This is a genomic window from Tatumella sp. UCD-D_suzukii (genome assembly GCF_000611875.2).
GTDB lineage: Bacteria > Pseudomonadota > Gammaproteobacteria > Enterobacterales > Enterobacteriaceae > Tatumella > Tatumella ptyseos.
The window spans coordinates 171,210-185,296 of sequence record NZ_JFJX01000056.1 but is presented as its reverse complement, the minus strand read 5'-3'; the positions used below and the strand labels follow the sequence as shown (position 1 = coordinate 185,296).

The window sequence follows — 14,087 nt, the reverse complement described above, 5'->3', positions numbered from 1 at the left end:
TGCTGAGCCCTGATGCGCTCGCCGAGTGCACTGACCTGACATCAGAAATGAGAGTGACCATGTTTAAGCCAGAACTTCTGTCCCCCGCAGGTACCCTGAAGAATATGCGTTATGCCTTCGCTTACGGTGCAGATGCCGTATACGCCGGCCAGCCACGCTATAGCTTACGGGTACGTAACAATGAATTCAGCCATGAAAACCTGCAACAGGGGATCAACGAAGCCCATCAGCTCGGGAAGAAATTTTACGTGGTGGTCAACATTGCCCCCCATAATGCCAAGCTGAAGACTTTTATCCGTGACCTGCAGCCGGTCATTGATATGCAACCGGATGCATTAATTATGTCGGATCCGGGGCTGATTATGCTGGTCAGAGAAGCCTTCCCGCAGATGCCTGTTCATCTTTCCGTGCAGGCGAATGCCGTCAACTGGGCCACCGTGAAGTTCTGGAAACAGATGGGGCTGACCCGCGTTATTCTGTCGCGCGAACTCTCTCTGGAAGAGATAGAAGAGATCCGTCAGCAGGTGCCGGAGATGGAAATTGAGGTTTTTGTCCATGGTGCCCTGTGCATGGCCTATTCCGGACGCTGCCTGCTGTCCGGATATCTGAATAAACGGGACCCGAATCAGGGTACCTGTACCAATGCCTGCCGCTGGGATTATAAAGTCGAGGAAGGGAAAGAAGACCAGAACGGGAATATCGTAGAAAAATACGACCCGATCCCGGTGACCACCCTCGAACCGACACTCGGACAAGGCCCTGCCACCGATAAAGTTTTTCTGCTGAGTGAAAAAATGCGCCCTGAAGAGCCCATGAGTGCGTTTGAAGACGAGCATGGTACGTATATCATGAACTCCAAAGACCTGCGGGCAGTCGCACACGTAGAGCGGCTGAGTCAGGCCGGTGTGCACTCACTGAAAATCGAGGGCCGGACCAAGTCTTTCTACTACTGCGCAAGAACCGCTCAGGTCTATCGCCGGGCCATCGATGATGCCGCGGCAGGTAAACCCTTTGACCCCGATCTGTTAAACACCCTTGAGGGGCTGGCCCATCGCGGTTATACCGAAGGCTTCCTGCGCCGTCATACCCATGACAGCTATCAGAACTATCAGCAGGGGTATTCTGCCTCTGATCGCCAGCAGTTTGTCGGCGACTTTACCGGTCAGCGCCGGGGAAATCTGGCGGAAGTGGCGGTTAAAAATAAGTTTTTACTGAACGACTCGTTAGAAATCATGACCCCGGCAGGCAACCTGACGTTTACGCTACAGGCCCTGCAAAACGGTAAAGGCCAGCCGGTCGAGGTCGCCCCGGGCGACGGCCATAAAGTCTGGCTGGAAGTCCCGGAGGAGCTCGAACTGGATTTCGCCCTGCTGCTGCGTAATTTACCGACGGGCGCCACCACTCAGGCCCCTATGGGGACTGAAAAAGTATAACTGCGCGCGTTTGAGAATCCGATCACAACGAAGGGGCAGGCTATCCGCTAGTATGGCTCCATTATAACGAAGAGTATTGATGCTCTGATAACCTCAGACAACATCTTATTCACCCGCCCGGCCCCCCTGGCGGGTGTTCTTTTTCAGCCTTTCTCACCGTGCGATGTTACGCCGTTTTATGCTATACCTTCCCCCATCTTAGTTTGAACAGCAGGAAGTACTGATGGCAAATACGTACAATGTATTGGCGATCCTTAACGGAAAAAGCGCCGGTAACGATGTTCTCCGGCAGGCGATACAGGACCTTCGTTCCGAAGGCTACACTATTGCAGTTCGCGTCACCTGGGAGCCAGGGGATGCCGCACGTTACCTGCAGGAAGCCCGGGAATTATCTGTTCATACCGTGATTGCCGGGGGGGGTGATGGCACTATTAACGAAATTGTCAGCGGTCTGGCCCGACTGCCCTCTGCAGAGCGCCCGATCCTTGGCATATTACCGCTGGGCACGGCCAATGATTTTGCCACCAGCGCGGGCATACCACTCCCTCCTGCAGAGGCATTGCGCATCGCTGTTAACGGCCCGGTCACTGCGGTCGATATCATCCGCGTCAATAATAAGCGTTACTTTATCAATATGGCGACCGGCGGTTTCGGAACCCGTATTACTACAGAAACCCCGGCACGGCTGAAGGCTGCTCTCGGAGGCGTATCTTATCTGCTGCATGGCCTGTCACGTGTCGACAGCCTGAAGGCCGACAGTTGTGAGATCCGCAGTGAGGAGTTCAACTGGCAAGGGGATGCTCTGGTGATCGGGATTGGTAATGGCCGTCAGGCTGGCGGAGGTCAGCGTTTATGTCCGGCAGCACTGATTAATGATGGCCTGATGGACATCAGTATTATTACCGCTGCCGAATGGTTACCTACCCTGATGCATACGCTGACACGGGAAGATGATAACCCCAATATTCTCCGCGCCCGTAGCCGGACACTGGAAATTACCGCGCATCAATCAATGACGTTTAATCTGGACGGAGAGCCACTGAGCGGTACCCATTTCAGAATGGAGATCCTGCCTCAGGCCATCCATTGCCGTCTGCCGGCAGAGAGCGAACTTCTGGGTACGGCGCCGGAGTGATCATTGACTGAACCGTGATCGCGACGGCAAGCCTTGCCCGGACGTGCTTCAGCGGTTCAGCGAAAGACTGGCTGCGGCTGGTCAATGATATTCTCCTGCCGAACGGGAGTATCTCTGATACAATAGCCTCTCTTTGTGCCCGTCTGTCAGCGCTGATCCTGCGATGACAGACGCTGAGCCCCCCTGTTTAATGCCTGAGTAGAGTAAAGCCTGTGACCCAATCTTTTGCTTCCCTGACGCTGCCCGCTGCGCAGCTGGATAATCTGACCGAACTGGGGTACACCTCCATGACGCCGGTGCAGGCCGAAGCCCTGCCTGTCATCCTGCAGGGCCGCGATGTCCGTGTGCAGGCTAAAACCGGCAGCGGAAAAACGGCAGCGTTCGGTATCGGTTTACTGCAACAGATTGATGTCTCTCACTTTACAACACAGTCACTGGTGCTTTGCCCGACCCGTGAACTGGCAGACCAGGTCAGTAAAGAATTGCGCCGGCTGGCACGGTTTACTGCGAATATAAAAATTCTGACTCTTTGCGGTGGCCAGCCGATGGGGCCACAACTGGCTTCTCTGGCGCATGCGCCCCACATTGTCGTAGGTACGCCGGGACGGATTCAGGAACATCTGCGTAAAAACAGTTTGCGTCTTGAAAACGCCAAAGTGCTGGTCCTGGATGAAGCTGATCGTATGCTGGATATGGGCTTTGCCGATGCCATTGATGACGTTGTTTCTCACCTGCCAAAAACGCGGCAGACCCTGCTGTTTTCTGCGACCTACCCGCAAAATATTGAGCGGATCAGCGCACGTATTCAGCACGACCCGATAGCGATCTCGACCGGGGATGTTTCTGCATTGCCGGATATCGAGCAGCAGTTTTATGAAACGTCACGCGGCGGGAAATTATCTCTGTTACGCTCGCTGCTGAGCAAGCATCAGCCGGCTTCCTGTGTGGTGTTCTGTAATACCAAACGTGATTGTCAGGAAGTCTGTGACGAACTGTCTGCTCAGCAAATCAGTGTGCTGGCACTGCACGGTGACCTGGAACAACGTGAGCGTGACCAGGTGCTGGTGCGCTTTGCCAACCATAGCTGCCGGGTACTGGTCGCCACAGACGTCGCCGCCCGCGGGCTGGATATCCGGGAACTGGAGATGGTCGTTAACTATGAGCTCTCTTTTGACCCGGAAGTGCATGTGCACCGTATCGGCCGGACGGCCCGTGCCGGACAGCAGGGCCTGGCCATAAGCTTTGTCGCACCCGCCGAAATTCAGCGGGCCAATGCGCTGGAAGACTATATCGGCCTGAAACCAAAATGGTTATCCGCCGCAGATCTGCCACGCTCTGCCGTCCCGCTGGATGCCGAAATGATGACTCTCTGTATTGACGGTGGCCGTAAGGCAAAAATTCGTCCGGGGGATATTCTCGGAGCACTGACCGGCGACGCCGGGCTGACGGCGGCCGATGTCGGTAAAATTGATATGTTTCCTATCCACGCTTATGTGGCCATCCGTAAAGCTTCTGCAGCGAAGGCACTGAAGCAACTGCAACAGGTCAAAATTAAGGGTAAGAACTGTAAAGCCCGTCTGATTAAGTGATCCTGCAACTCTGACGTTACCGGCAGTACAGGATCCCCCTGCACTGCCGGCTGGACAATCATGACTCCGGGCCTGCCGCCTGACGTAACTGCTGCTGGTCGTTCAACCTGGCAAACGAGGCCAACGCGGGGAAATCCCTGCGGGTATAATAGCGGACAGGTTTCGGCAGGTTCCCCATCCTTTTCCCCGGCCAGAGCTGCAGTTCAGCCAGGGTATCCAGCGTCTCTCCGGCAACACTGGCCGGCAGCGCAAGCCGTAAAACGGCCTGAGGCTCCCCCGGGATCGGTGTCGGGACGCGATCACTCCCTGTCTGATAATTACGTTTTAACAACAGAAATTTTTGCGGTACCGCTTTTGTACTGTCCCACCAGCGTTGGTCCAACCGATCAAACTGAAGGCGGGTTTGTGCGGCAGGTACTCCGCCCAGCTGTGCCAGCGCATCCGGTAACACGGTCGTCATCGCCAGATTAAAGCCTGTCCGGCTGTATCCATGACCGTCAAGCAGCACTGACGCGGCCAGTCGTGCCCCGACGAGGTTGGAATAAAGATCCTCCGGTGAAAAGGCCGAGATCCCTTCAGGAAAGCCCGGGACTGACTCAAAGCCATACCACTGCGCAATTTCATGCCAGGCCGCAAGATCAAACGCTATCCGGGCCGCCAGCCAGACTGCCAGCGAATACGCCTGTGCCCGATCGGCCGGAGGCGTAAATGCTTTAAACACTATTTTACGCCGGGCCAGCTCTTCCCCGCCCGGTGAGAGCGTAAAGGCTTTCCCCAGCGTCGGATACAGGCGGGTAAACAGATAGAAGGTCATGTCGGCACTGTCGCGGATATGGGCCGTATCAATAAATCCGCCGCGCCGGGTAAAGATAATGCCATTATTTTCCGCCCCCAATCCGCTGATCGCCAGTAAGGAATTGAAGCGGCTGTCATTATAGGTATGCTGTCCCAGCGCCCCTGCTCCCGCGATGTTTCCGATACGGTAAAACGGCACGGGGATACCGAAAATCTGTGTTTTCAGACGGTAACCGAACGCACAACAGGGCCGTAATCCGTCCGGTATCGCCGCCGGGGCAGCTACCGGCCAGGCCCGGGTGGCCTGTTGCTGAGGCAATTCGGAAAAATCACTGCCGATAGCCAGTGCTGCGCTGGCAGGCTGTCCGCACAGGGCCATAATGCTGGTCAGAATACTTATCCACTGCTTCAAAACGCTTCCCCTGCCTGAAAATAGAGAGCACGGCTTCCTTTACCGGGACCATAATCCGGACGTATATTCATAGCAGGCTGAAAGGCAAACCGTTACCAGGCACCGCTCGTCGGCAACCAGTGTCCTTTACCCGGCCGGCTCGTCAGAATATCCCGGCAATGGCCCGGAGAATATCCCCGGAAATGCTCACCACAGCCCGGCGAAAGCCGTCTGCTCCGGGTGACCTGCTCCTGCGTAAGCACACTGAATACATCAGAAACGATACTCGCCGGAAACCATGATACTGTGACGTTCAGCAAACCCGAGTTCCGTCGCCAGATTAAAATGTTTTGTCATGCTGTACTGCGCGCCCAGCAGAATGTTCCAGGGCGACTGAAGATGTTGTTTAACATCGAAACGCCCTTCCCCCTTCTGATTCGCCATCGCCATCAGTGCTTTTAAAGAGGCCGGCATCGACAAATCGTTAAGGCTGCCTTTAAATTCCTGCTGCACATTCTGGTACATGGTGCCGACCCAAAGGTTCAGTTTCCCGGGAGGCAAGCCAATGGCACGGAGACCCGGCGTATCAACGCGGTACCCCGCCCGGGGTGAGACCGTCAGAGCAGTGATGCTGCCATCGAGGATGTCAAAACGGGTCTGAGTGTAATTAATATCCAGCAGGCCATACCAGTCCCCCGAGCCTCCCGCCAGCACTGTCCCTATACCGTAAGTATTGCCTTTAAATTTCAGCTCAAAATTAAGGTTATCGAAGCTCCCGGCATGATGCATACCGTGGATAATGCCGGCAATCATCTGGTTTATCAGGTCACCTTTAAACTGATCCGGATCAGAGTCCACCCCGACAGAAGACATGGAATGGCCTCGCGTCTGTCCGGTAATGCCATAGAGATCCCAGAATGGCAGGATCCAGGTATCCAGACGAAGCGTCCGGGTCTGGCTATATTGCCGGGTTTTACTGGCATCAATAGCAAAAAGCCCCCCCGGTAAGGCCCGGTTCCCGAGGCCCAGTCCACTGAAGGCGATGGACTTCACATCGATATTCTGCCGGATATTCATATAGTTAATGCCAATACCGAAGGGCAGCGGTAACTCATACCCCCTCTCTACCGCTTGCTCCCCCAGCAACGGGAGCCAGCGGTTATAATGCTGAACGGGAAGCGCTGTGTTTTTTGGCGGCGTGGACGGCCCCTTACCCACGTCTTCACGGGGGTTCAGGCCCGTCTGAGGTAACTGATAAAGATCGGCAAGGTCCGCTAACCCGCTTTTACTACTGGCAGGTAAAATAACGCAAAACACTGCCAGAAGGCTGAATAGCTGATATCTTATTTTCATTGATTCATCGTCTGCCATGAATGATATGCAGGCATATTTCGCCCGGTAAAAGAGCAGGAATTATGCGGCAGTAAATGGCGTTGATTTCAGCATAAGATGCTAATAAAAACAAATTATTAAAATTAACCACTTAAGTAAATTATTATTCAATCATTAAATCCTGTTAACGTTAATTATATTAATATCCAGGAACCGGGTGAATAATATAATCACCAGTAAACAATCAATAACACCCGCGAATGATGACGCCTGAGGAACAATAAAAAATTAATATAAAAAATCCCCGCGGTTATTACTGATAACCGCGGGGATAATTAAAAATACAGACGTAAACTACAGCGCAGGAAATTTAGCCATTCAGCGACGGCGTCCTGATCAGGTAGTCAAACGCTGACAATGAGGCTTTTGCCCCCTCTCCGCAAGCCACAATAATCTGCTTATAGGGCACGGTGGTGCAGTCACCTGCCGCAAAAATACCTTTCCGGCTGGTTTCACATTTGCTGTCGATCTCAATTTCACCAAAGCGGTTCAGCGACAGGGTATCCGTTAACCACCCGGTGTTCGGTAATAAGCCTATCTGCACAAAGATGCCGGATAACGCGACGCTGTGCAGTTCGCCACTGAGTCGGTCCTGATATTGCAGCCCGGTCACCTGCTGACCATCGCCGACCACTTCACGGGTCTGCGCGTTGAGTATGACCTCAACATTCGGCAGACTGTGCAGCTTATCGCGCAGGACTTTATCGGCTTTCATTTCGGGGGCGAATTCAAGCAGGGTCACGTGCTCTGTCAGGCCTGCTAAATCAATGGCCGCTTCAGCCCCGGAGTTACCGCCGCCGATCACCGCAACGCGTTTACCTTTAAATAAAGGACCATCACAGTGCGGACAATAGGTGACACCGCGGGTACGGTACGCTTCTTCGCCGGGCACGTTCATATTTCTCCAGCGGGCACCGGTGGCCAGGATCACGGATTTGGCACTGAGCGTCGCGCCGGATCCGGTGGTCAGACGGTGCAGTTCACCGGCGGTTTCGGCAGGCAATAAACGGCTGACCGATTGTGCTTCAATCACATCAATCCGGTAGTCATCAACATGCTGACGTAATGCGCCTGCCAGGCGGCCACCTTCGGTTTTCGGGACCGATATATAGTTTTCGATATCGACGGTATCCAGTACCTGTCCCCCGAAACGTTCACCGATAAGTCCGGTACGGATCCCTTTACGGGCGGCATAGACCGCAGCCGCCACGCCGGCAGGTCCGCTGCCGACAATCAGTACATCATAAGGCGGACGCTGGTTCAGGGCTTCCGCCGCTTTTTTACCGGCATTGGTATCCACTTTGCTGACAATCTCGCTCAGCGACAGTCTGCCCTGCGCGAAACTCTGACCGTTCAGGAACACCGCGGGGACGCCCATCACCTGGCGCTGCTCCACTTCCTCACGGAAAACGCCGCCGTCGATAGCGGTATGGGTCACCTTAGGGTTAAGGATCGCCATCAGGTTCAGCGCCTGCACAACATCCGGGCAGTTATGGCAGGAAAGCGAATAATAGGTCTCGAAATGCAGGTCACTGTCGAGTTCTGCCACCTGGGATAATAGCTGCTGGCTCTCTTTCGAAGGATGACCGCCGGTCTGTAACAGTGCCAGCACCAGTGACGTAAATTCGTGTCCAAGGGGAGAGCCGGAGAAGACCGGCCCGTGCGTATGCCCTGCCTGCGCAATCATAAATGACGGCTGCCGGCTGAACAGGGCATCTTCCCGGCGCAGTGAAATTTTATCTGACAGACCCGTAATTTGTTCCAGTAGCTCACCCACCTCTGCTGAAGCTTTACTGTCATCCAGGCTGGCAATCAGCTCTACCGGACGGGTCAGTTTTTCGAGATAACTGCTGAGCTGGTTCTTTAATGTTGTATCGAGCATGGTCATTTCCCCTGACAAAAAAAACGGGTGCCAGAGCACCCGTGAAAATACGTCGACTGGTGCGGTGTATTAGATTTTTCCGACCAGATCCAGTGACGGTGCCAGTGTTGCCTCACCTTCTTTCCACTTCGCCGGGCACACTTCACCCGGGTGGGTCGCCACATACTGCGCCGCTTTCACTTTACGCAGCAGGTCAGAAGCATCACGACCGATACCTTCAGCGGTAATTTCTACGGCCTGGATAATGCCTTGCGGATCGACGATAAAGGTGCCCCGGTCAGCCAGCCCCTGGTCTTCACGCATAATGTCGAAATTACGGGTCAGCGCACCGGTCGGGTCACCGATCATGGCATAACGGATTTTAGCGATGGTGTCTGAGCTGCCGTGCCATGCTTTATGGGTAAAGTGGGTATCGGTAGAGACTGAGTAGATATCGACACCCAGTTTCTGAAATTCGTCGTAGTGGTCTGCCACGTCGCCCAGCTCAGTCGGGCAGACAAAGGTGAAATCAGCCGGATAGAAGAAGAAGACACTCCACTTACCTGCCACATCTTTTTCTGTCAGTTCAACAAACTGGCCATCTTTAAATGCACTGTTTTTGAACGGTTTAATCTGAGTATTGATAATTGACATGAGTTGCCCTCCATGAAAAGTTGAGCTACAGAGTAACCGTCGGGGCGGACACGGGCTAATACACTGTCATTATCAATGTAATCACTGAAACCTATTAAACTGACCCGGGCTATCGTTCTGTCGGAGCATGTCGCAGGGATCATCCGCCCCGCTCACCGGCAGGCAACGAAAATCTCAGTAACCGCTCAGGCGACTGGCGGGGTCTGCCTGACAATACGCTACAGACCCGATGCAGCGCCGCGGAGGCCCCGCGGCGTAAGAGGATGACAACAGACCCAATCTGTTTACAGGGTACGGATAGAAATATCCGGCGGAACAACCTCGCCTTGCCAGTACAGTCTGGCAGCAATACCGCTGGCAATATCACGATACAGTCGGGTAAACCCGCTATCGGGCCAGCGACTCACCGTGGGTTGTCCGGCATCCAGATCTTCACGAAGCGAAATATGCAGCGGGATTTTTCCGGCCAGATGCAGGCCGTACTCTTCCGTCAGCGCTTCTGCGCCGCCGGTACCAAAAATAGCTTCCGCATGCCCGCACTGGCTGCAGAGATGCACGCTCATATTTTCGATAATACCCAGCACCGGCACCGACACTTTATTGAACATCACTATGCCTTTTTTCGCATCCAGCAGCGCAACATCCTGCGGGGTGGTGACCACCAGTGCGGCCGTCACCGGGATATTTTGCGCCAGCGTGAGCTGAATGTCGCCGGTGCCGGGGGGCATATCCACAATCAGGTAATCCACCTCCGGCCACAGGGTCTCATTCAGCAACTGCATCAGTGCCTTACTGGCCATCGGACCGCGCCAGACCATCGCGTTGTCGTCGGTCACCAGATACCCTATTGAATTCGTTGCCAGCCCGTGGGCCATCACGGGGTTCATATGCTTGCCGTCCGGCGATGAAGGGCGCTCGCCCTCACTGCCCAGCATCATGGGGACTGAAGGCCCGTAAATATCAGCATCCAGTACTCCCACTTTTGCCCCTTCAGCCTGCAGTGCCAGGGCCAGATTAATCGCCGTGGACGACTTACCGACCCCCCCTTTACCGGAACTGACGGCAATAATATTTTTTACGCCCCGGGCACCTGGCAGATTTTTGGCCCGTTTCAGGGTGGCAATCTCATGGCTCAGTCGCCATTCCACGCGGTCAGCACCGGTGATCTGGCAAAGTGTTCCGCTCGTTTCTTCCTGCAATGACTCAAAGCCCGACTGCCAGGCAAACGGCAGGAGCAGTTCAATGTGTAAAACATTATCCAGTAACGCCACATGGTGCAGGGCCTGCAGGCGAATAAGATCCTGTTGCAGGGTTGGATGCTGAAACGCGGCAACTACCGCACTGACCTGTGCATGTAATTCTTCCGGGGTGAGTGCCGGCATTATCCCTTCTCCTTCTGACGGGGACGTGACGAACGGCACGCCCGGTAAACCATTTTTCTTCGCTTATAGTAGCAGATTGACCGGCATGTCAGCGATCCTGCCTTTATCGCCCAGCACTTGTTTACGTTAAGGGTGCCTTCGGTTACCATTCAGACTCTTTTCCAAATAACAGAAAGCTACGCAAACTATGACTCAAGTCGCAAAGAAAATAATGGTAACGTGCGCCCTGCCGTACGCTAACGGATCTATCCATCTCGGGCATATGCTGGAACACATCCAGGCGGATATCTGGGTGCGTTACCAGCGAATGCGTGGCAATACTGTATGGTTCATCTGTGCCGATGATGCCCATGGCACCCCCATCATGCTGAAAGCACAGCAACTGGGCGTCAGCCCGGAAAAAATGATTGAAGAGATGAGCCAGGAACATCAGAAAGATTTCGCTGGTTTTAATATCAGTTACGATAACTATCACTCTACCCACAGTGAAGAAAACCGCGTCCTGTCTGAAAAAATTTACGGCAGTCTGAAAAACAACGGTTTCATTAAGAACCGCACCATTTCACAGCTGTTCGATCCTGAAAAAGGCATGTTTCTGCCGGATCGCTTTGTGAAAGGGACCTGCCCGAAATGTAAGGCAGCCGACCAGTACGGTGATAACTGTGAAGTCTGCGGGGCCACCTACAGCCCGACCGAACTGGTTGAGCCAAAATCAGCGATTTCCGGCGCCACGCCGGTGATGCGTGATTCCGAACACTATTTCTTCGACCTGCCTTCTTTCTCTGACATGCTGCAGAGCTGGACCCGTTCCGGCGCGCTGCAGGAGCAGGTAGCGAACAAAATGCAGGAATGGTTCGAATCCGGCCTGCAACAGTGGGATATTTCCCGTGATGCCCCGTATTTCGGCTTTGAAATTCCGGATGCGCCAGGCAAATATTTCTACGTCTGGCTGGATGCCCCTATCGGTTATATGGGCTCGTTCAAAAACCTGTGCGATAAACGCGGTGATCTGGACTTCGACGAATACTGGAAAAAGGATTCCACCACCGAGCTGTACCACTTTATCGGTAAAGATATTGTCTACTTCCATAGCCTGTTCTGGCCTGCCATGCTGGAAGGCAGCAACTACCGCAAACCGGATAACCTGTTTGTCCACGGGTATGTCACGGTTAACGGTGCCAAGATGTCTAAATCCCGCGGGACCTTTATCAAGGCCAGCACCTGGCTTGAACACCTGGATGCCGACAGCCTTCGGTACTACTATGCGGCGAAACTCTCTTCCCGTATCGATGACATCGACCTGAATCTGGAAGACTTCGTACAGCGGGTCAATGCCGACGTCGTGAACAAAGTGGTTAACCTGGCATCCCGTAATGCCGGCTTCATCACGAAACGTTTCAACGGCAAGCTTTCTGAGACGCTGGCTGACCCGGCGCTGTACCAGACCTTTGTCGATGCGAGCGAGAAAATCGGTGAAGCCTGGGCCAGTCGCGAGTTTGGTCGTGCTATCCGCGAAATTATGGCACTGGCAGACCTGGCTAACCGTTATGTGGATGAGCAGGCACCGTGGGTGGTTGCCAAAGAGGAAGGCCGTGATGCTGACCTGCAGGCTATCTGTTCGATGGGGATCCACCTGTTCCGTATTCTGATGACCTGGCTGAAACCGGTACTGCCGGAACTCTCTGCCCGCAGTGAAGCCTTCCTGAACAGCGAACTGAGCTGGGATAGCATTGCACAGCCGCTGACCGGTCATACTGTGGCACCTTTCAAGGCGCTTTATCAGCGGATCGAGATGAGTAAAGTCACGGCGCTGGTCGATGCATCAAAAGAAGATGCGACACAGGCAGCACCTGCTGCGGCGGCGACTCAGAAGAAAACGGCTGCCGTGGCAAAACCGGCCAAAAAGGAAGAAGCGTCCGTGGAAGGTGTGATTACCATCGATGACTTTGCCAAAGTCGATATGCGTGTCGCACTGATTGAACAGGCAGAGCTGGTAGAGGGTTCCGATAAACTCCTGCGCCTGATGCTGGATGTGGGCGGCGAAAAACGCCAGATCTTCTCCGGGATCCGTGCGGCTTACCCGGATCCGTCGGTGCTGGTCGGCCGTTTGACGATCATCGTCGCAAACCTGGCCCCGCGTAAAATGCGCTTTGGCGTGTCTGAAGGGATGGTGCTGTCAGCCGGTAACGGGGGCAAAGACCTGTTTATTCTGTCTGCCGACAGTGGTGCGCAACCGGGCATGCCGGTGCGTTAATCCTGACAAGCTATTTCGTTAAGCCGGTGCAAACCGGCTTTTTTTTCCTCTGCTGCCGGACATCTCTCTGCTGCTATTTTTCTGAACTTTGCGGTTTGTCACACAGAACTGCAATAAGAGAGCAGATTACATTGTGTCCCGGACCGGGATCACCTATAAAAACCAGGGATAACCGGCTCACCCGATGAGGCTTTGTATGCATCCACGTTTTACCACGGCGTTTGCCACACTTGATACCCCTCTGCAACAGGCACTGAAACCCGTGCTTGATGACCCGCATTTTACGGCCCTTCTTCAGCCGGAAACCGTACATCATCTGATGACTGCTACCGGCCTTGACGAAAATGCCCTGGCACTGGCCCTGCTGCCACTGGCAGCCAGTTGTGCCGTCACCCCGCTCTCGCATTTTAACGTCGGAGCCATCGCCCGGGGCGTCAGCGGATGCTGGTACTTCGGCGCTAATATGGAATTCAGCGGTGCCACCATGCAACAGACGGTGCATGCTGAACAAAGCGCCATTACCCACGCCTGGCTTTCGGGCGAGGAGAAACTGGCGGCGATCACCGTCAATTACTCGCCTTGCGGTCACTGCCGGCAATTTATGAATGAGCTAAACAGCGGCCTGTCCCTGACGGTTTGCCTGCCGGATCAGCCACCGCGGGCGCTGGCTGACTATCTGCCGGCCGCCTTTGGCCCGGCAGACCTGAACATTCACAGCGTGCTGATGGATGTCAGTGACCAGCAGTTTATCCCGCAGGGTGACGCGCTGACACAGGCGGCGATACATGCCGCCAGCCTCAGTTATGCACCTTACAGTGACGCATTCAGCGGCGTTGCTTTGCAGACCCGTGACGGAGCAATTTATGCCGGTCGCTATGCAGAAAATGCCGCGTATAATCCGACGTTACCGCCACTGCAATCGGCGCTGATCCTGCTCAATCTCAAAGGCGGGGATTGCGCCGAAATTCAGCGTGCCGTGCTGGCCGAATCGGAAGATGCCACTCTGCTTCAGCGCAGTGCGACTCAGACCACCCTGGCCGCGCTCGGCTGCCATAATCTGGATTATGTCTGCCTCACCCGCTCATAAATTGAGATGAATTTGCCGGAAATCTGACAGATTACCGGCAAATAACCTGTTTGAAAAACGTCGGGAAAGGCGTAATTTGCTGACAACTAAAGACCTTCCGGTGGCCTCACCCGG

10 protein-coding genes are annotated in these 14,087 nt (G+C 54.3%); 5 read left to right on the top strand and 5 right to left on the bottom strand.

Annotated elements, in window-relative coordinates; all coding sequences use genetic code 11:
- Positions 1 to 59 precede the first annotated feature (59 nt).
- The 3 genes from yegQ (at position 60) to dbpA (ending at position 4,157) form a co-directional block, all read left to right on the top strand.
- Positions 60 to 1,433, top strand: coding sequence for a tRNA 5-hydroxyuridine modification protein YegQ (gene yegQ, locus CG67_RS13150; protein ID WP_025903406.1), 1,374 nt, complete (start codon positions 60 to 62; stop codon positions 1,431 to 1,433).
- 223 nt (positions 1,434 to 1,656) lie between these two features.
- Positions 1,657 to 2,568: a lipid kinase YegS gene (gene yegS, locus CG67_RS13145; protein ID WP_025903405.1), complete on the top strand. Its 912-nt coding sequence runs from the start codon at positions 1,657 to 1,659 to the stop codon at positions 2,566 to 2,568.
- A gap of 212 nt (positions 2,569 to 2,780) precedes the next feature.
- Positions 2,781 to 4,157, top strand: a complete 1,377-nt coding sequence (gene dbpA / locus CG67_RS13140) for an ATP-dependent RNA helicase DbpA (protein WP_025903404.1) — start codon at positions 2,781 to 2,783, stop codon at positions 4,155 to 4,157.
- 58 nt (positions 4,158 to 4,215) lie between these two features.
- On the opposite strand, the gene CG67_RS13135 is transcribed toward dbpA, so the two are convergent.
- The 5 genes from CG67_RS13135 to apbC all read right to left on the bottom strand — a co-directional run bounded on the left by CG67_RS13135 (position 4,216) and on the right by apbC (position 10,632).
- On the bottom strand, positions 4,216 to 5,331 hold the full coding sequence (locus CG67_RS13135; protein ID WP_029990586.1) for a DUF4056 domain-containing protein: 1,116 nt from the start codon (positions 5,329 to 5,331) through the stop codon (positions 4,216 to 4,218).
- Positions 5,332 to 5,616: 285 nt separating this feature from the next.
- On the bottom strand, positions 5,617 to 6,696 hold the full coding sequence (locus tag CG67_RS13130) for a hypothetical protein (RefSeq protein ID WP_152975065.1): 1,080 nt from the start codon (positions 6,694 to 6,696) through the stop codon (positions 5,617 to 5,619).
- 349 nt (positions 6,697 to 7,045) lie between these two features.
- The gene (gene ahpF / locus CG67_RS13125) at positions 7,046 to 8,617 is read right to left on the bottom strand and encodes an alkyl hydroperoxide reductase subunit F (protein WP_025903401.1); all 1,572 of its coding nucleotides are present in this window, start codon (positions 8,615 to 8,617) and stop codon (positions 7,046 to 7,048) included.
- A gap of 69 nt (positions 8,618 to 8,686) precedes the next feature.
- Positions 8,687 to 9,250 (bottom strand): alkyl hydroperoxide reductase subunit C, encoded by a 564-nt coding sequence (ahpC, locus tag CG67_RS13120; protein WP_025903400.1) that lies wholly within the window; start codon positions 9,248 to 9,250, stop codon positions 8,687 to 8,689.
- 284 nt (positions 9,251 to 9,534) lie between these two features.
- A complete protein-coding gene (gene apbC, locus CG67_RS13115; RefSeq protein WP_025903399.1) occupies positions 9,535 to 10,632 on the bottom strand; it encodes an iron-sulfur cluster carrier protein ApbC in 1,098 nt (365 codons plus the stop codon).
- Between the two features lie 187 nt (positions 10,633 to 10,819).
- Here apbC and metG point away from each other — a divergent pair, with 187 nt between their 5' ends.
- Together metG and cdd are read left to right on the top strand one after the other, a co-directional pair.
- On the top strand, positions 10,820 to 12,886 hold the full coding sequence (metG, locus tag CG67_RS13110; protein WP_025903398.1) for a methionine--tRNA ligase: 2,067 nt from the start codon (positions 10,820 to 10,822) through the stop codon (positions 12,884 to 12,886).
- A gap of 196 nt (positions 12,887 to 13,082) precedes the next feature.
- On the top strand, positions 13,083 to 13,973 hold the full coding sequence (gene cdd / locus CG67_RS13105) for a cytidine deaminase (protein WP_025903397.1): 891 nt from the start codon (positions 13,083 to 13,085) through the stop codon (positions 13,971 to 13,973).
- Positions 13,974 to 14,087: the final 114 nt, after the last annotated feature.